15 protein-coding genes are annotated in these 17,951 nt (G+C 76.2%); 9 read left to right on the top strand and 6 right to left on the bottom strand.

Features of this window, described 5'->3' with window-relative positions:
- Positions 1–17: 17 nt before the first annotated feature.
- The 3 genes from ECOMGDLI_RS09345 (at position 18) to ECOMGDLI_RS09335 (ending at position 3,193) form a co-directional block, all read left to right on the top strand.
- On the top strand, positions 18–620 hold the full coding sequence (locus ECOMGDLI_RS09345) for a TIGR03086 family metal-binding protein (protein ID WP_198954718.1): 603 nt from the start codon (positions 18–20) through the stop codon (positions 618–620).
- A 78-nt stretch (positions 621–698) separates the two neighbouring features.
- Positions 699–2,432, top strand: coding sequence for a YjjI family glycine radical enzyme (locus tag ECOMGDLI_RS09340; protein WP_198954717.1), 1,734 nt, complete (start codon positions 699–701; stop codon positions 2,430–2,432).
- Positions 2,396–3,193, top strand: coding sequence for a radical SAM protein (locus ECOMGDLI_RS09335; protein WP_088316355.1), 798 nt, complete (start codon positions 2,396–2,398; stop codon positions 3,191–3,193). The genes ECOMGDLI_RS09340 and ECOMGDLI_RS09335 overlap by 37 nt, the downstream gene beginning before the upstream one ends.
- 17 nt (positions 3,194–3,210) lie before the next feature.
- Here the strand turns inward: ECOMGDLI_RS09335 and ECOMGDLI_RS09330 are convergent, their stop codons facing one another.
- Positions 3,211–4,230: an ATP-dependent Clp protease proteolytic subunit gene (locus tag ECOMGDLI_RS09330; protein ID WP_088316353.1), complete on the bottom strand. Its 1,020-nt coding sequence runs from the start codon at positions 4,228–4,230 to the stop codon at positions 3,211–3,213.
- 136 nt (positions 4,231–4,366) lie between these two features.
- The gene (locus ECOMGDLI_RS09325) at positions 4,367–4,951 is read right to left on the bottom strand and encodes a uridine kinase (protein WP_198954716.1); all 585 of its coding nucleotides are present in this window, start codon (positions 4,949–4,951) and stop codon (positions 4,367–4,369) included.
- Between the two features lie 60 nt (positions 4,952–5,011).
- Between ECOMGDLI_RS09325 and ECOMGDLI_RS09320 the strand changes: the two genes are divergently transcribed.
- The 5 genes from ECOMGDLI_RS09320 to ECOMGDLI_RS09300 are packed head-to-tail and all read left to right on the top strand — an operon-like array spanning position 5,012 to position 10,089.
- Positions 5,012–6,745 (top strand): hypothetical protein, encoded by a 1,734-nt coding sequence (locus ECOMGDLI_RS09320; RefSeq protein WP_198954715.1) that lies wholly within the window; start codon positions 5,012–5,014, stop codon positions 6,743–6,745.
- Positions 6,746–6,797: 52 nt separating this feature from the next.
- Positions 6,798–7,316, top strand: coding sequence for a DinB family protein (locus ECOMGDLI_RS09315; RefSeq protein WP_088316349.1), 519 nt, complete (start codon positions 6,798–6,800; stop codon positions 7,314–7,316).
- Positions 7,317–7,361: 45 nt separating this feature from the next.
- Positions 7,362–7,979 (top strand): dihydrofolate reductase family protein, encoded by a 618-nt coding sequence (locus tag ECOMGDLI_RS09310; protein WP_088316347.1) that lies wholly within the window; start codon positions 7,362–7,364, stop codon positions 7,977–7,979.
- 41 nt (positions 7,980–8,020) lie between these two features.
- The gene (locus ECOMGDLI_RS09305) at positions 8,021–8,542 is read left to right on the top strand and encodes a PH domain-containing protein (RefSeq protein ID WP_088316345.1); all 522 of its coding nucleotides are present in this window, start codon (positions 8,021–8,023) and stop codon (positions 8,540–8,542) included.
- Positions 8,539–10,089, top strand: coding sequence for a PH domain-containing protein (locus ECOMGDLI_RS09300; protein WP_088316343.1), 1,551 nt, complete (start codon positions 8,539–8,541; stop codon positions 10,087–10,089). The genes ECOMGDLI_RS09305 and ECOMGDLI_RS09300 overlap by 4 nt, the downstream gene beginning before the upstream one ends.
- Here ECOMGDLI_RS09300 and ECOMGDLI_RS09295 read toward each other — a convergent pair.
- From ECOMGDLI_RS09295 to deoC, 3 genes are all read right to left on the bottom strand, one after another.
- Positions 10,049–10,969: an aldehyde dehydrogenase family protein gene (locus ECOMGDLI_RS09295; RefSeq protein ID WP_088316341.1), complete on the bottom strand. Its 921-nt coding sequence runs from the start codon at positions 10,967–10,969 to the stop codon at positions 10,049–10,051. The two genes, ECOMGDLI_RS09300 and ECOMGDLI_RS09295, sit on opposite strands and share 41 nt — an antisense overlap.
- 1 nt (position 10,970) lies before the next feature.
- A complete protein-coding gene (locus ECOMGDLI_RS09290) occupies positions 10,971–12,431 on the bottom strand; it encodes an aldehyde dehydrogenase family protein (protein ID WP_088281675.1) in 1,461 nt (486 codons plus the stop codon).
- 77 nt (positions 12,432–12,508) lie between these two features.
- Complete coding sequence (gene deoC / locus ECOMGDLI_RS09285; protein ID WP_233153383.1) at positions 12,509–13,507, bottom strand: deoxyribose-phosphate aldolase; 999 nt, start codon at positions 13,505–13,507, stop codon at positions 12,509–12,511.
- Between the two features lie 263 nt (positions 13,508–13,770).
- Between deoC and ECOMGDLI_RS09280 the strand changes: the two genes are divergently transcribed.
- Positions 13,771–16,029 (top strand): MMPL family transporter, encoded by a 2,259-nt coding sequence (locus tag ECOMGDLI_RS09280; RefSeq protein WP_088316339.1) that lies wholly within the window; start codon positions 13,771–13,773, stop codon positions 16,027–16,029.
- A 3-nt stretch (positions 16,030–16,032) separates the two neighbouring features.
- Here ECOMGDLI_RS09280 and ECOMGDLI_RS09275 read toward each other — a convergent pair whose 3' ends face one another.
- Entirely contained in the window at positions 16,033–17,793 is a 1,761-nt protein-coding gene (locus tag ECOMGDLI_RS09275; protein WP_233153382.1) for a phospho-sugar mutase, read from the bottom strand.
- Positions 17,794–17,951: the final 158 nt, after the last annotated feature.

The following is a 17,951-nucleotide window of genomic DNA, read 5'->3' as shown; positions in this document are numbered from 1 at the left end:
CCCGTCAGGGTGGGGGCATGACGACGAACCCCACCATCACCGACCCCCGGACGACGCTCCTGGAGGCCGTCGACCAGGCCACCGCTCTCGTCGGTCTCGTGACCGCCGCCGACCTCGACCGGCCGACCCCGTGCGACGAGTACGACGTCCGGCACCTGCTCGGCCACGTGCTCGGCGTGCTCGGCCGGGTCGCCCACGTCGCCGGCGGCGGGCTGCCGTTCGACGTGCCGTCGATCGTCCTCGACGTCGCGGACGACGCCTGGACCGCCCGGTGCGCCGACGCCGCCGTGGCGCTGCGCGCGGCCTGGGCCGACGAGGCCGTCCTCGACCGGGTGCTCCACCTGCCGTTCGGGGACGTCCCCGGGCGCGGTGCCGCGCTCGCCTACGTCGGCGAGCTGACGACGCACGCCTGGGACCTCGCCTCGGCGATCGGCCGCCGCGACGTGCTCGACGAGGACCTCGCGGTCGTCGCGGCCGACGTCGTCCGGCGGTTCATCCCGGACGCGCAGCGCGGCGTCATCCCGTTCGGGCCGGTCGTCCCCGTCGCCGCGGACGCCCCGCCGTACGACCGGCTCGTCGCCTGGGTCGGCCGCGACCCGGGCTGGGCGCCGTCCGCCTGACGACCCGGCGCACCCCGCTCACGGGCCTGGGACGTTCGCCCCTGACCCGTGAGCGGGGTCGTTGCCTACCGTGCGGTCATGGAGACGACCGTCCGTGTCACCGAACCACTCGTCGTGACCGGTCCGCCGGTGGTCGCCGAACGCCCCGGCGTCATGAACGGGCGCGCCCGCAGGCAGACGACCGACACCTACCGGGCCGAGGTGCTCGGCTGCGTCACCGACCCGGCGCTCACCTACCGGCAGCGCGTCCAGCGGCTCGCGGCGCTGGCCGAGGGGGCGCTCGAACCCCCGGCCGTGAGCGCCGCGTGCCGGGCCGCGCAGGCCGCGGGCGTCGTCCACGACATGGGGGAGGGGCCGGCGCCGTACCGGCCGCGGTACGTGCTCCCCGACTACGCGCTCGCCCTCGCCGGCGGTGCCGCGCACCTCGAGCTCGAGCCGGCCCGGGACCTCGACGAGGCGCTCGCGCTGCTCCTCGCGGCGTACGCCTCGGTGCCCTCGATCACCGGGTACCCGGTGTACCTCGGGGACCTCGACACCCTTCTCGAGCCGTTCGTCGACGACTCGGTCACCGACGCGGACCTCGACCGTCGGCTCACGCTCTTCTGGCGGCTCGTCGACCGGACGATGCCCGACGCCTTCGTGCACGCCGACCTCGGGCCGGACGACGGCCGTGTCGTCCGCTCGCTGCTGCGGGTCGACCGCCGGCTGCGGCAGGTCGTCCCCAACCTCACGCTGCGCGTCGACCCGGTTCGGACGCCGGACGCGCTCCTGCGCGAGGCGGTCCTCACGACGTGCGCCGACGGGAAGCCGCACTACGTCAACGACCCGATGATGCGCGCCGACCTCGGCCCGGACTACGGCGTCGTCAGCTGCTACAACAGCCTGCCGCGCGGCGGGGGCGCGTACACGCTCTCCCGCCTGGACCTGTCCGCGAGCGTCCGGCGGGCGGTCCCGGGGCCGCTCGCGGGCCGGGCCGGGGCCGCCGAGCGGGTCGAGCGCTGGCTCACCGAGGTGCTGCCGGGCGACGTCGCGCTGACCGCCGAGCTCATGGCGTCCCGGATCCGGTTCCTCGTCGAGGAGGCACGGTTCTTCGAGCACGACCGGTTCGTCCTCGACGGGCTCGTCCGGCGGGACCGCTTCACCGCGATGTTCGGCTTCTACGGGGTCGCAGAGGCGGTCGCCGCGCTCCTGGCGCCCGGTGCCGGTGCCGGGGTCAGCGCCTGCCTCGGCGGGGACGCCTTCTCGCGGCACGGGACGCGCGGCACGCAGCGGCGCTACGGCCTGGACGCGGACGCCACCGCGCTCGGGCAGCGCATCGTCGCCGCCCTCGCCGATCTCGTCGCCGCGACCCCCATGCCGTACTGCGAGGCGACGGGCGGGCACGCGCTCCTGCACGCGCAGTCCGGCATCGACACCGACCTCGGCGTGACCGCCGGCGCGCGGATCCCGCCGGGCAGCGAACCGCCGCTCTACGAGCACATCCGGGCCGTCGCGCCCAACCACCGGCACGTCCCGGCGGGGATCAGCGACGTCATGCGCTTCGAGCCGACGGTGGCGGTGAACCCGGACGCCGCGGTCGCGGTGATCCGCGGGGCGTTCGCGGCCGGGATGCGCGACGTCACCTTCGACGTCGAGGGCAACGGGTTCGTCCGGATCACCGGCTACCTCGTGCGGGACACCGACGTCGCCGGGGTGGCGGCGGGTGCCCGGCACTCGAGCACCTTCCTCGGCGCCGCCGCGCTGGAGAACCAGCACCTTCGCGACCGGGTGACGAAGTGCGCCCCGCAGCCGCCGGGGGCGAGCGGGCGGTGACCGCCGCCTGCGCCGCCCGGGACGTCGTCGCCGGTCTGCTCGCCGTCGAGGGCCTCGTCGCCGGCACGGTGCCGTTCTCCGCCGTGGACGGCCCGGGCAACCGGTTCGTCGTGTTCCTCCAGGGCTGCGGCTTCGACTGCCTCGTGTGCCACAACCCCGCGACGATCCCCGCCCACCCGCGGGGCGCCGTCCGCACGTCCGTCGGTGCCGTCGTCGACCTCGTCGCGCGCGACGCGCAGTTCCTCACCGGCGTCACGGTGACCGGCGGCGAGCCGACCGTGCAGCCGGAGTTCCTCGTCGCGCTGCTCGAGGCGCTCGCGGTCGACCCGCGGACGGCGCACCTGTCCCGGTTCGTCGACAGCAACGGCGACACCGACGCCGACCTGTGGGACCGGCTCGCCCCGGTGCTCGACGGCGTCATGCTCGACCTCAAGGGCCTCGACACAGAGCGGCACATCGTGCTCACGGGTACGGACAACTACCGGGTCCTCGGCAGCCTCACCCGGCTCGTCGCGCTCCACCGGCTGCACGAGGTGCGGCTGCTGCTCGTGCCCGGGATCAACGACGCGGACGACGCGCTCACCCGGACGGCGCACTGGCTGCTCTCGCTGGACCCGCGGATCCGGGTGCGGGTCAACGGGTTCCGGCACCACGGCACCCGCGCGGTCGCGCGCGACCTGCGGGCGGTGACGGACACCGACCGGGAGCGCTACCGCGCGGTCCTCACCGCGGCCGGGGTGGAGGACCTGACGATCACCTGACCGACGCTGCGGTTCGTTCAGACCACTGCGTCCGCGAACCCCAGCTCGACGGCCTCCTCGGCGGTGAGCCACCAGTCGCGGCGGCCCCAGCGCTCACGGATCTGGTCGGCGGTCAGCGCCGACCGCTCCGCGAGGATCGCGAGGAGCCGCTCCTCGAGGCGGCCGATGAACTCGACGGTGTCGCCGAGCGACGACGACGAGCCGATCGCGCCGCCGCGCACCTCGTGGACGAGGACGAACGCGTTGCGCCCCAGCAGCCGCTCGGTGCCGGCCTGGAGCAGGACGCCGCCCATCGAGGCCGCCGTCCCGAGCGCGAGCACCTGGAGGTGGTGCCCCCGGGAGCGCAGCTCGCCGAGGAAGTCGTAGAGCGCCAGCCCGTCGAGGACGGCACCGCCGGGGGAGTTCAGCACGAGCCGGATCGGGGCCCCGGGAGCGCGTCGCGACCACGCCGACAGGTCGCGGACGGCGTCCCGCACCGACTCCTCGTCGACCGCCGCGAAGAACGTGTAGACGAGCGCCTGGTCGGGGTCGGCGAGCTCGCCCGCGGTGCGGCGGACGACGGCGTCCGCCTCGAGCTCCTTGGTACGGCGCTCCAGCCGCTTGAGCTCGCCGTAGCCCGCGGCGTCCGCGAGGGCCTTGCGCAGCTCGAGGCCGGCCCGCGCGAGCTCCAGCTGGGCGCGGTAGCGCTCCATCCAGTCACCGACACCGTCCGGCTCCGTGGGCACCGGGCCGAGCGGGAGCCGGACGTGCGCGGGGTCCGGGATCCCGAGCACGGTGGAGAGGTCGTCGTCGAGCGGGGTGCCGAACCGGGTCGCGTCGGCGGTCTCGGGCAGCCGGACGGCGCCCCAGACGTGGGCGTCGGCGGAGGAGTGCCGCGTGACGTCCGGGCGGGGCAGGTCGGGCCGGGTGACGGCGCGGGTGCGGCGCGCCGGACGGGACGGGCCCCTGTCCGGCGCGAGGGCGACAGGTTCGCTCTTCGCGGCCGGCTTCGGGGCGCCGGTCCTCGCGGTCCTGGTCCGCTTGTCCTCGGAGCGCACAGCATCCCCCTTCGCGCCGGGTCGTCGTCGCGGGCGGCGGCGTGCCCGCCCTTGTCCGATCGGCGTTGCGCGGCGCGCACTTGACCCGCGGGCGGCGTCCGGGCGACGCCGGAGGCGGTTCGTGCCGGGGCCGCGCTCAGACCGACGCGAGCAAGGCGCGCAGGGTCCGCTCGGCCTCGGGGATCGTGCAGGGCCGGCAGCCGGCGGCGATCCAGCGCCGGACGAGCGCCGGTTCCCCGCGGGCGAGCCCGAGGCCGCGGCGCACGAGGGTGAGCGGCGGCTTGCGGCTCTCCGCGAGGTCGCGCAGCAGCCGCCGCAGGAACGTCGTCGCCGGGTGCAGTCGCAGGCACAGCGCGTCCGCGAGCACGCCCGCCCGGCCGCACGTCATGACGAGCTCGGCGGCGAAGATCCCCTCGGCGACGAAGACCGGCGCGCCGCCGAGATCGAGGCGGGCGGTGCCGGTGCGCCGCGACGTCGGGATGTCGTAGACGGGCACGTCCGACGCGCCGTCCGCGCACAGCCGCCGGACCGCCTCGAGCGCGGCGTCGCCGTCCCAGGACGTCGGGTCGTCCCAGTCGACGATGCCGAACCGGTGCGGCAGGGCCGGGTCGTCGCCGTCCCGGTAGAAGTCGTCGAGGGCGAGGACCGGGACGCCGAGCCGGCGGCACAGGGAGGTCTTCCCCGAACCGCTCGCTCCCGCCAGGAGGACCACGCGTGCCACGGCCGCGATCCTAGGCGGCGATCCACGCGGGGTGCAGGCGGCGGTGCGTACCCTCGCTCCATGAGCAGCCCCGGGGGCCCGGTCGGTGCGACGGAGGTGGACGGCGTCCGCGTCGTGGCGTCGTCGCGGCCCGGGCCGCTGCGCGGCGGTCTGCTGCTGCGGGTCGGCACCGCCGACGAGACGGTCCCGACGGCGGGGGTGACCCGGCTCGCGGTGCGCCGGGCCGCGCGCGACCTGGCGGCGGACGTCGAGGTCGGGCAGGTGGTCACGCGCGTGCGCATGAGCGGGGACGACGTCCCCGCGCGGCTCTCGGCGCTCGCCGGCCGGCTGGCGGCGCTGCCGCTCGACGGTCTGGACGACGTCCGCGCGGCCCTGGCGGCGGAGCGGGCGGGCCGGCCCGCCGACGTCCGGGACGCGTTGCTGCGCCGCCGGTTCGGCCTCGTCGCGCACGGGGTCGCCACGGCCCCGGACGAGTACGGGGCCGAGCGGCTGGCGGCCGCGGAGGTCGCAGGGTGGGTGGCCCGGCGGGCGGTGCGCGCCGGGGTCGTCGCGTGGCTCACCGGGCCCCCGCCGCCCGGGCTGCGCCTGGCCCTCCCCGAGGGCCCACGGCGGTCCGCGCCGCAGCCGGCGCCGCGGCTCGGGTCCGGCCCGACGTGGTTCCGCGGCCCGCGCGGGGTCGTCGGCGTGCTCGGTGTGGTGCCTGCCGGGGCCGTCGGTGCGGCGCTGGCCGACCGGCTCCGGGCCGCCGTCCGGGCGGACCTGGCACGGCAGGGCGTCGGTGGCGCCGTCCCCGCGACCACGCTCGAGCAGATCACCGCCGACGAGGCGCTGCTGACGGTCACCGTGCCCGTGCCGGACGGGGCGCAGAAGGTCGTCACGGCGGCGCTGCTCGGTGCCGTCGAGCGTGCCGCCGGGGAGGGGGCGGGCGACGCCGTCGCCGGGGACGCGGCTGAGCCCGGCGCCGGTCCGGACGCCGGTCCCGACGTCGATGCCGATCCCGATGCCGGCCTCGTCCGTGCCGCCGAGGCGCTCCTCCTCGCGGGCCCCGACCCGGACGCCGTCGCCCGCATCGCCGGGACCGCGCCGCCCGCCGCCGGGGTGGCCGCCGCCCAGGTCGGCACCGCGGCCCTGTCGTACCTGCTCGGGGCGCTCGCCGCGGTGCCCTTCGGGAGCGGCGAGATCCCCGCGCCCTGGCTGCCCGAGCCGTCGAGCCGTCAGGAGCCGTTCTCGCAGCGCTGGTTCCGCCCCGTCGAGGCACCGGACGACCCGCGCCAGCTGAGCCTCGACGCCGGGGGCATCAGCCTGTGGACACCGCCCGGCACCCACGTCACGGTGCCGGTCGCTGCGACCGCCGCGGTGCTGCGCTGGCCCGACGGCCGCCGGCTGCTCCTCGGCGAGGACGGCGCCGAGGTCGACGTCGAGCCGACGATGTGGGTCGGCGGTGCGGCAGTCGTCGAGGCCGTGGACGCGACGTGGCCGGCGTCCCTCGTCGTCGACCGCCCGGCCCGCCCGGCGTCCGACGTCCCGCAGCCGGACCGCGCCCCCGGCGAGGACCCACGGCTGCTGCCGGTGACCGCGACCCAGGGCTTCCGCCGCATGGCCCTCGTCGCTGCCGTCTGCTGCCTCGGCTGCGTCGGGGTGACCGTCGTCTTCGGGGCGGGCCAGGAGCTCTTCGGTGCGCTGATGGTCAGCATCTGCGCCGTGACGATGTCGTCGTCGACGTTCCGCTCGATCAACGTGCGGCAGGGGATGGGGCTGCGGCGCCCCAACCCGGGGCCGCCGGGCCGCCGGTAGTCCGCCGCCGCGGCGCCGGCACACTGTCAGCCCCTCGTCGTACGGTCGGCCGATGAGTGATTCGACCATCAGCGAACGGGACCGGCTGCAGTACTTCCTCGACGAGCAGCGCAACGCAGTGCTGGCGATCATCGACGGTCTGGACGAGACCCGGCTGCGGACGCCGGTCCTGCCCTCGGGCTGGACGCCCGTCGGCCTGCTGCTGCACCTGGCGGGCGCGGAGTCCACATGGTTCCAGCGCGTCGCCCTGGGGACGCAGCCGCAGACCCGGTGGGACGACGGCATCGAGGACCCGCCCTGGGACCCGGAGGCCCCCTTCACGACCGAGCACTCCGCCGCCGCGGTCGTCGAGCACTACCGGCGCCAGTGCCGGATCTCCGACGAGGTGCTCCAGTCGCACGACCTGGACTCACCGCTGCTCGGCGACCCCGGCTTCGACTGGCCGGGCGAGCCCATCACCGACCTGCGCTGGGTGGCCCTCCACATGATCGAGGAGACCGCCCGGCACGCCGGTCACCTCGACGTGGCGCGTGAGCTGCTCGACGGTGCCACCGGTCTCGGCCCGCGCTGACGACACCCCAGATGAGTTCGGGCGGCTCCGCCGGTCCACTCCCGCATGGGCACCCTCAGCTACACGATGACCATGTCGCTCGACGGCTACGTCGAGGACGCGACCGGCAGCATCGCCTTCTCCGAGCCGGACGAGGAGGTGCACCGCTTCGCCAACCAGCAGGCCCGTGAGACGGCGGCGTTCCTGTTCGGTCGTGGCCTCTACGACGTGATGGAGGAGTACTGGACCGCGCCGGAACGGGCCGACGGGCACCCCGTGGAGGCGGAGTTCGCCCGCGAGTACGTGGCGACCCCGCGGATCGTGTTCTCCGACTCGCTGGAGTCGGTCGCCCCCGGGTGCCGGCTGGTGCGTCGCGCCGACGCCGTGGACGAGGTGCTCCGGCTCAAGCAGGAGACGGACGGCGACCTCGCCGTCGGCGGCGCGGGCCTGGCCGCCTCGCTGCTGGATCTTGTCGACGAGTTCCGCCCGCGGGTCGTGCCCGCCGTCCTCGGCCGCGGCACGCCGTACTTCCCGCGCGGCGCCGACCTGCGGCTGCGGCTGGTCGAGCAGCGCACCTTCCGGTGCGGCACGGTGGCCCTGCGGTACGTGCGCAGCGACCGACCCGCGGCCGGCGCCGGACGGCCGCCGAAGGTCGACCCCGGCGGCTCCGGAACGGCTACCTAAGGCGGATCACCTGGCACACCCGATGTCCGTACGGTCGGGGTGTGACCAGGCAGACCCAGCCCGCGGACGACGACACCCGGGTCCGCATCCGGGCACCCCGGAACCGGCCCGACCGCAGGTTCGTCGTGTGGCGCACGCTCCAGGCCGCGATCGGTGCCGTCGTGGTGCTCGGCGGCCTCGGCGTGCTCCTCGGCGTGGTCGAGCGGACCCGGCCGTGGCTCGGGCCGGTGCTCGTCGTCCTCGCGGTGGTCTACCTCGTCAACATCACCGTCATGCCGACATGGCGGTACCGCGTGCACCGCTGGGAGACCACGGACGAGGCCGTCTACGCGCTCGAGGGCTGGCTCACGAAGACCTGGGTCGTCGTCCCGGTCTCGCGGATCCAGAGCATCGACATGCGCACCGGCCCGCTCGAGCAGGCGCTGGGGCTGGCGACCGTCCGCGTGACGACCGCGTCGAGCGAGGCAGGGGTGACGATCGAAGGGCTCGACGTCCACGTCGCCGAGGAGACCGTCCGGCGGCTCAAGGACGTGACGGCCGCGACCCAGGGCGACGCCACGTGAGTGACGGCACGGCGTGGCGACGGCTCAGCGTCCGGATCGTCTACCTCGACGTCCTGCGGCTCGCGGCGTCCACCGCGGTCGGCGGCCTCGGCCTCGCGCTCGACGGGAGTGCCGCCGTCCGGCCCCTGCTCATCGGCGCCGCGATCGGCGTCCTCGGCGCCCTGGCCGACCTCGCCCGCTGGCTCACGACGTCGTACCGCGTGACCGAGGACCGGGTCGAGCTGCGCAGCGGCCGGCTGGTGCGCCGCCACCGGACGGTGCCGCGCGACCGGATCCGCACGCTCGACAGCAGCGCCACCGTCCGCCACCGTCTGTTCGGGCTCCGGGTGCTGCACGTCGGCTCGGGCGACCCCGAGTCGTCGTTCACCCTCGACGCCCTCCCCGTCGCCGCGGTGACCCGGCTCCAGCAGGAGCTCGGCGCCGGGTCGCGGCCGGTCACCGGTGCGGGTCAGGAGCCGGACGACGTCCAGGACGTGCCCGGGACCGCCGCCGCCACCGGCACCGTGATCGCCCGGCTGCGCCCGTCCTGGGTCGCGTACAACGCCGTCACGCCCGGGGCCGTGCTCGTCCTCGTCGGCCCGCTCCTCGCCGCGTACGGGTTCCTGCGACCCTTCGGCGTCGACCTGCTCGACGTCGGTCGCGGCCTCCTCGACCGGGTCCCGCTCGACCGGCCCTGGGCGCTCGCCGCGTGCGTCGCGGTCGCGCTGCCGCTCGGGGTGGCCGGCCAGGCGGCCCGGTTCGCGGTGCAGCACCGGGACTTCACCCTGTCCCGGGTTGGGACGCCGCCGAAGTCGGCGCTCGTCACCCGCCGCGGCCTGCTGAGCACCCGCACGGTGCACCAGGACGACGCCCGGCTGCGCGGGCTGGCCCTCACCGAACCGCTCGCCTGGCGGTGGCTGCGGCTGGCCCGGACGACGGCGCTCGCCACCGGCCTGTCGGTCGCCGACGTCATGGCCGGCGGTTCCCCGGCGAGCAGCGTGCTGCCGCGGATGCGCCGAGAGGAGGCGCTCGCGGTGGGGGCGAGGATCCTCACCGACGGCGCGCGACCGCTCGAGGCCCCCCTGGCCCGGCACCCGAGGAGTGCGCTCACCGGCAGGCTCCTCGGCGCGGTCGCCGGGTCGGTGGTCGTCGCCGTCGTGCTGCTCGCGCTCGGCCGCGCCGGCGTGCTGCCGGGACGGTCGTCCGGCTGGTGGCCGGCGCCGTTGCTGCTCCTGCCGGTGACCGTCGCGCTCACCGTGGCCCGCTACCGCGCGCTGGGGCACGCGGTCGCAGGCGCCTACGTCGTCGTCCGCGACGGCGGCGGCACCCGGGTCACCGTGGCACTGCAGCGCCGGGCCGTCGTCGGGCTGTCGGTCCGGCAGACCCTGCTGCAGCGGCTCGGCGGCCGGCTGACGGTCCGGTTCGCGACCGCCGCCGGCTCACGCGTCTACCTCGCCCGCGACACCGGCGTCGACCAGGGGCTCGCGCTCGTCGCGGCGGCGCGCCCGGACCTCGCGGTGCCGCTGCTCAGCGACCCTTCGGGTGCCAGACCGTCTTCGTCTCCATGAACGCGAGCACCCGCCGCGGCCCGTCGGGCAGGACGGTCCAGTCCGGCTCGACCGCGCCGTCGGCCTCGCCCGAGGCGCCGCTGCCGGCGGGGCGGACGACGCGGGTCAGGGTCGCAGCGGCCGCGGCCTCGAGGGCGCCCCAGTCGACGGTCGGGTCCTCGCCGGGCAGCGGGGCGGCGCCGGCGAGGTCGAGGGCGTCGACGTCCTCGTGGGAGGCCAGCCAGGGGGCCGTCTCCGCGGTGACGCCGGTGAGCAGGTTGACGACGCCACCGGGGACGTCGGACGTCGCGAGCACCTCGCCGAGCACGACGGCCGGCAGCGGCCGACGCTCGGAGGCCAGGACGACGCACGTGCTGCCGCCCGCGACGACCGGGGCGACGACGCTCACGAGGCCGAGCAGGCTCGACGCCTGCGGCGCGAGGACAGCGACGACGCCGGTCGGCTCGGGCACCGACAGGTTGAAGTACGGGCCGGCGACCGGGTTCGCGGCGCCGACGACCTGCGCGACCTTGTCGGTCCAGCCCGCGTACCAGACCCAGCGGTCGATCGCGGCGTCGACGACGGCCCGCGCCTTCGCCGCTGTCAGGCCCTCGGCGCGCGCGACCTCCTCGGCGAACTGGGCGTGCCGGCCCTCCATGACCTCGGCGACCCGGTAGAGCACCTGCCCGCGGTTGTACGCCGTCGCCCCGGACCAGCCGGCGAACGCGGCCCGCGCGGCGAGCACGGCGTCGCGGGCGTCCTTGCGGGAGGCCTTCGCCGCGTTGGCGACGAAGCGGCCCTTCGCGTCGGTCACCTCGTAGGAGCGCCCCGACTCGCTGCGCGGGAACTTGCCTCCCACGTAGAGCTTGTACGTCTTGCGGACGTCGAGTCTCGCCGCCACGTCAGGCCTCCTTCACGTACGCGGCGAGCCCGTGCCGGCCGCCCTCGCGGCCGTAGCCGGACTCCTTGTACCCGCCGAACGGGCTCGTGGGGTCGAACCGGTTGAACGTGTTCGCCCAGACGACGCCGGCCCGCAGCCGGTCCGCCATCCAGAGGATCCGCGAGCCCTTCTCGGTCCAGATCCCCGCCGACAGCCCGTACGGCGTCGTGTTCGCCTTCGTCACGGCCTCGGACGGCGTCCGGAACGTCATGACCGACAGCACCGGGCCGAAGATCTCGTCGCGCGCGATCGTGTGCGCCGGCGACACGTTCGTGAAGAGCGTCGGGGAGAACCAGAACCCGTTCTCCGGCAACGGGCACGGCGCCGTCCAGCGCTGGGCGCCCTCGGCGTCGCCGACCGCGGCGAGGTCGGTGATCCGCTGCAGCTGCTCGGCGGAGTTCACCGCGCCGACGTCGGTGTTCTTGTCGAGCGGGTCACCGACGCGCAGCTGCGACATCCGCTGCTGCAGCCGGCCCACGACCTCCTCGGCGATCGTCTCCTGCACGAGCAGCCGCGAGCCCGCGCAGCAGACGTGCCCCTGGTTGAAGAAGATCCCGTCGACGATGCCCTCGACCGTCTCGTCGATCGCGGCGTCGTCGAAGACGATGTTCGCAGCCTTGCCGCCGAGCTCGAGGGTGAGCTTCTTGCGGCTGCCCGCAACGGTTCTCGCGATCTCGCGGCCGACGGCGGTCGAGCCGGTGAAGGCGACCTTGTCGACGTCCGGGTGCCCGACGAGCGCCGCCCCGGTCGCGCCCGCGCCGGTGACGATGTTGACGACGCCCGGCGGCAGGTCCGCCTGGCGGCAGATGTCGGCGAAGAGCAGCGCCGTGAGCGGCGTCGTCTCGGCCGGCTTGAGGACGACCGTGTTGCCCGTCGCGAGCGCCGGGGCGACCTTCCACGCGAGCATGAGGAGCGGGAAGTTCCACGGGATGACCTGGCCCGCGACCCCGAGCGGCAGCGGGACGCCGTCCGGCCCGAGCGCGGCGCCGTGCAGCCCCGCCCACGCGAGCTTGTCGGCCCAGCCCGCGTGGTAGAAGAAGTGCGCCGCCGCGAGCGGGACGTCGACGTCGCGGCTCTCCCGGATCGGCTTGCCGTTGTCGAGGCTCTCGAGCACCGCGAGCTCGCGGCCGCGCTCCTGGAGGATCCGCGCGATCCGGAACAGGTACTTGCCGCGCTCGGCGGCGGGCATCCGCGACCAGGTGCGCTCGTACGCGCGCCGGGCCGCCTTCACCGCGCGGTCGACGTCCGCGGCGCCCCCGACCGCGACCTCGGAGAGGACCTCCTCGGTCGCCGGGTTGACCGTCTTCATCGACGTGCCGTCGACGGGGTCGACGAACTCGCCGCCGATGAACAGGCCGTACGACGGCTGCAGGTCGACGACCGCCCGGGACTCGGGGGCCGGTGCGTACTCGAAGGTCGGCATGGTGTCCTTCAACCGATGGGCGGAGCTGCGAACGGGGTGCGGCGCAACGGGTCCGGAGATCCGATCAGATCGTCACGTCAGGTCGCGAGGGTGAGCCGGTCGGGGCTCGCGTAGACGCCGGTGCGCATCCGCCGCCGCTGGAGCAGCAGGTCGTTGAGCAGGCTCGAGGCGCCGAACCGGAACAGGTCCGGGTCGAGCCAGCGCTCGCCGGCCGTCTCGTGGACGAGGACGAGGTGCTTGATGGCGTCCTTCGCCGTCCGGATCCCGCCGGCCGGCTTGACGCCGATGATCTCGCCGGTGAGCGCCGCCCAGTCCCGGACCGCCTCGAGCATGACGAGCGTGACCGGCAGCGTCGCCGCGGGGGAGACCTTGCCGGTGCTCGTCTTGATGAAGTCGCCGCCGGCGAGCATCGCGAGCCACGACGCGCGCCGGACGTTGTCGTACGTGGAGAGCTCGCCGGTCTCGAGGATCACCTTGAGGTGCGCGCGCCGGCCGTGCAGGGCGACGGCCTCGTCGCAGACCTCGCGGACGGCGACGATCTCCTCGAACACCTTGAGGTAGCGCCCGGAGAGGAACGCGCCCCGGTCGATGACCATGTCGATCTCGTCGGCGCCGGCCTGGACGGCGTCCCGGGTGTCGGCGAGCTTGACGGCCAGGCTCGCCCGGCCGCTCGGGAAGGCCGTCGTCACCGCGGCCACCTTGACCCCGCTGCCCGCGAGCGCCTCGACGGCGACCGGCACGAGGTCGTTGTAGACGCACACGGCGGCGACCTTCGGGCAGGCCGGGTCGTCGGCGTCGGGCACCCGGGCCTTGGCGCACAGCGAGCGGACCGTGCCGAAGCTGTCCGCCCCCTCGAGCGTCGTGAGGTCGACCATCGAGACGGCGAGGTCGAGGGCCCAGGCCTTCGAGGTCGTCTTGATGGAGCGGGTACCGAGCATCGCGGCCCGGCCGTGGGCGCCGACCTCGTCGACCCCGGGCAGCCCGTGGAGCCAGCGCCGCAGGGACGCGTCGTCGAGGGTCGTCGAGCCGAGGACGTCGCGAACGCGGTCGGTGAGCGCAGGCGTCGTCGCAGTCACGTCGCCACTCTAACCGCCGCCCTGATCGCCACCTGTCGGCGAGACTCGCCAGTCCTCGCCGCGTGGGCCCTGGCAGGTGGTGCCCGCGCTGCGCCGTCCGGGTGACCGTCCGGGTGACCGTCCGGGTGACCGTCCGGGTGACCGGCCCGGGCGGCCGTCCGGCGGGACCGTCTGCGCTTGCCGGGTCGGGGTCCCGGCGGGATGGTCACGCACGGCGCCGGGCGGCCGGCGCGGGGCGGCAGGCGCGGAACGGGCGGTGCGTCATGGCGGACGAACCTCGGGCACGGCTCTGGGCGCGGACGCTCGTCGCGCTGCGCTGGCCGGTGCTTGTCGGCTGGTGCCTCGCGGCCGCCGCGGCGGCGCTGCTCCTGCCCGCCCTCGGCACGAGCGGGGGCGGCCTCGGGGACGTCACGACGGCCGACAACCCGGCGCTGCTCGCCGAGGCGCGCGCGGCCAAGGACCTCGGCGTCCCGCTGCTCAGCCGGGTGGCCGTCGTCCAGCACGACCCCGCGGGCCTGCCGGACGCCGCCCGGCAGGCCGCCCTAGACGCCGCCCGCGCGCTCGCCGAGCGCCCGACCGAGCACCTGCGTGCCGCCGTCCCCGTGCCGTCGGACGAGCGGCTGCCCGCCGTCCGCACGCCCGGCACGACCGTCGTGACGTTCCTCTACCCGCAGCCCGGCACGAGCTTCGCGGGCGTCGTCGAGGGCGCGCACGCCTACGCGCAGGGCCTCGGCCCGCAGGCCGGTGTCGTCGGCGTCACCGGCTCGCTGCCCGCCCGGGCCGCGCAGACCCGCGTCATCGCGGAGTCGCTGCGCCTGCTCGAGGCCGTCTCGCTCGCGGCCGTCCTGCTCGTCGTCGGCGTCGCGTTCCGGTCGGTCGTCGCCCCGCTGCTCACCCTCGGCGTCTCGGGCCTGTCGTTCGTGCTCGTCACCCGGACCGCCGGGCTGCTCGGCGAGCGGTTCGGGTGGGACGTCCCCGCCGACCTCGAGCCGCTCATGGTCGCGCTCATGCTCGGGATCGTCACCGACTACGTCGTCTACTTCCTCTCCGGGCTGCGCGCCGACCTCGCCGACGGCCACCCGCGCGTCGACGCGGCGGCCCGCACGACCGGCGTCTTCGCGCCGATCGTCCTCGTCGCGGGAGTCACCGTCTCCGCGGGCGTCATGGCCCTGCGCCTGGCGGACTCCCCGCCGGTGCGCGCCTTCGGCCCCGCGATGGCGGTCACCGTGCTCGTCACGCTGCTCGTCTGCGTGACCCTCGTGCCCGCGCTCATGGCAGTGCTCGGCCGGTGGTGCCTGTGGCCCTCGCGGCCGGAGTCGGCGCGCCGGGAGAGCGTCGCCGCGCTGCTGCGCCGCGGCACGGTCCGCGTCATCCGCACCCGGGCCGGGGCGGCCGTCGTCGCCCTCGCCTGCCTCGCCGGGCTCGGTGCCCTCACGGTGCCGGTGCTCGGGCTGCACGCCGGGCTGCCGTTCGTCGCGTCGCTGCCGGCGGACGACGAGGTGCGCCGGGCCGCGGACGCCGCCGCGAGCGGCTTCGCGGCCGGCATCACGTCGCCGACGCTCGTCGAGGTCGCGGCCTCGGACGCCGGGGCGCAGGGCGAGCCGCTCGACACCGGGGCCCTGGGACGCCTGCAGGACCTCATCGGCCGCCAGCCGCACGTCGCCGGGGTCATCGGCCCGCGCGAGGAGACCGCCCTGGCGGCCGCGGCCGGACGCGAGACCGGGCTCTTCGTCCGCGCCGACCGGCTGGCGGCCCAGTACCTCGTCGTCCTCGACGTCGACCCGCTCGACGCCGACGCCGTCCGGGCCGTCGACCGGCTCACCGAGCGGCTGCCCGGGCTCCTGCGCGAGGCCGGGCTGCCGGCCACCGCCCGCGCCGGGGTCGGCGGGGACAGCGCCGCCGTCGCGGCCGTCGTCGGCCAGTCGGACCGCGACCTGCTCGTCATCGTCCTCGCCGCGCTCGCGGTGAACCTCGCGCTCATGGCGCTGTTCCTGCGGGCCCTCGTCGCCCCGGTGCTGCTGCTCGTCTGCACGGTGCTGTCGGCCGGGGCGACGCTCGGGCTCACGACGCTCGTGTTCCAGGGCGAGCTCGGGCACCCGGGGGTGACGTTCTTCGTGCCGCTCGCCGCGGGGGTGCTGCTGCTCGCGCTCGGCTCGGACTACAACCTCTTCGCGGTGGGCCACGTCTGGGCGCACGCCCGGCGCCTGCCGCTGCGCGAGGCGATGCTCGCGGCCCTGCCGCAGTCGTCGGCGGCGATCACGACCGCCGGCGTCGCGCTCGCGGCGAGCCTCGGCACGCTCGCGCTCGTGCCGCTGCGGCAGTTCCGCGAGCTGGCGTTCGCGCTCGTCGTCGGGATCCTCCTCGACGCGCTCGTCGTCCGGACGCTCCTCGCACCGTCCCTGCTCACGCTCTTCGGCCGGCTCAGCGGCTGGCCGGGTCGCCGGCTCGACGTCGCCGAGGAGGCCCGGGACGCGGCGGCGCGACAGGAGTGGGCGGCGCAGGCGGCCGCCCGCGCGCCCTGACGGCTACCCCAGCGCCAGTGCCGCCGACAGGTCCTCGCGGACGGCGTCGAGCGTCGCCCGGGCCTGCGCCCGGGCCGCGGCGAGGCCGTCGGCCGCATCCTCGTCGCCGACCGGGACGACCGCCTCGAGGTAGCACTTGAGCTTCGGCTCGGTGCCGCTCGGCCGGACGACGACCCGCACCCCGCCGTCCGTGCGGTACCGCAGGCCGTCGGTCGGGGGCAGCCCGGCGCCGCCCGCCGCGAGGTCGACCGCCTCGACGACCGGCCGCCCGCCGAGGGTCGCCGGCGGCGTCGCGCGCAGCCGGGCCATCGCGTCGGTGATGAGCGCGAGGTCGGTGACGCGCACGGAGAGCTGGTCGGTCGCGTGGACGCCGTGCCGGCGCGCGAGGTCGTCGAGCGCGTCGAGCAGCGTGCGCCCCGAGGCCTTGAGGGCGGCGGCGAGCTCGCAGACGACGAGCGCCGCGCTGATCCCGTCCTTGTCGCGCACGAGGTCGGGTGCGACGCAGTAGCCGAGGGCCTCCTCGTAGCCGTACACGAGGCCGTCGACCCGGGAGATCCACTTGAAGCCGGTGAGGGTCTCGGCGTGCCGGACCCCGTGGTCGGCCGCGATCCGGGCGAGCAGCTGGGACGACACGATCGAGCAGGCGACGACGGCGCCGGCCGGCGGCCGGCCGGCGTCCCGGGTGAGCACGTGGTCGGCGAGCAGCGCGCCCAGCTCGTCACCGCGGAGCATCCGCCACGCCGGGCGGCCGTCCGCGAGCGGGGGCAGCGCCGGGTCCGGGACGGCGACCGCGCACCGGTCGGCGTCCGGGTCGTTCGCGACGACGAGGTCCGCGCCGCGACCGGACGCCGCCGCGACCGCGAGGTCGACGGCCCCCGGCTCCTCGGGGTTCGGGAACGCGACGGTCGGGAACGCCGGGTCGGGCAGGGCCTGCTCCGGGACGACGTACGGCGCCGCGAAGCCCGCCGCGACGAGGGCACGGCTGCACGTGTCACCGCCGACCCCGTGGAGCGGGGTGAGCACGACGTCGAGGTCGCGCGGTCCGGGCCGGACGACGGCCAGCGCCCCGGTCGTCAGCGCACCGAGGTAGGCGTCGACGACTCCGTCGTCGAGCGTCGTCCAGCCGTCGCCGTCCAGCGGCACCCCGAGCACCGGCCCGGCGGCGGCGATCGCGGCGGCGATCCCGGCGTCCGCGGGCGGCACGATCTGCGCACCGCGGCCCGGGGACGCGTCCGCGCGGCCGCCGAGGTAGACCTTGTACCCGTTGTCCTGCGGGGGGTTGTGGCTCGCCGTGACCATGACGCCCGCGTCGGCGTCGAACGCCCGCACGCAGTACGCGAGGACCGGCGTCGGCAGCGGCCGGGGGAGCACCGTCGCGGTGACCCCCGCGGCGCTCATGACCGCGCACGTGTCCCGGGCGAAGACGTCGGAGTCGGTGCGCGCGTCGTACCCGACGACGACGTGCGGCTGCCCCGGGACGACCGCCCGCAGGTACGCCGCGAGCCCGGCCGCCGCGCGGATGACGACCGAGCGGTTCATCCGGTTCGGCCCCGGGCCGAGCGCCCCGCGCAGGCCCGCGGTGCCGAACTCGAGCGTCCCCGCGAACGCGTCGGCGAGCTCCTCGCGGGCGGCCGCCGCGTCGGTCCCGTCCGTCACCGCCCGCGCGACGAGGTCGTCGAGCGCCGCCCTGGTCCGCGGGTCGGGGTCGTCGTCCCGCCACGCCCCGGCGAGCGCGACCAGCCTGTCCAGCTCCACGTCGTCCACGCCCCGCAACCTAGTACCGCGACCGCCCGCGCTCACGGTACGTACCGCCACGACGCCCGGAGCGGGCCGGGAACGGTACCCGGCGCGAGCATGAGCGGGAAGGGGGTGATGGCCGGAATCGTGGGGTGGGCGTCCTTGCGGACATCGGGGGCGGGGGT

Origin of the sequence: Kineosporia sp. R_H_3 (genome assembly GCF_002198675.1) — a bacterium.
In the GTDB taxonomy this organism is placed as follows: Bacteria; Actinomycetota; Actinomycetes; order Actinomycetales; family Kineosporiaceae; genus R-H-3.
The sequence above is the reverse complement of the archived record's forward strand: the minus strand, read 5'-3'. Positions and strand labels throughout refer to the sequence as shown.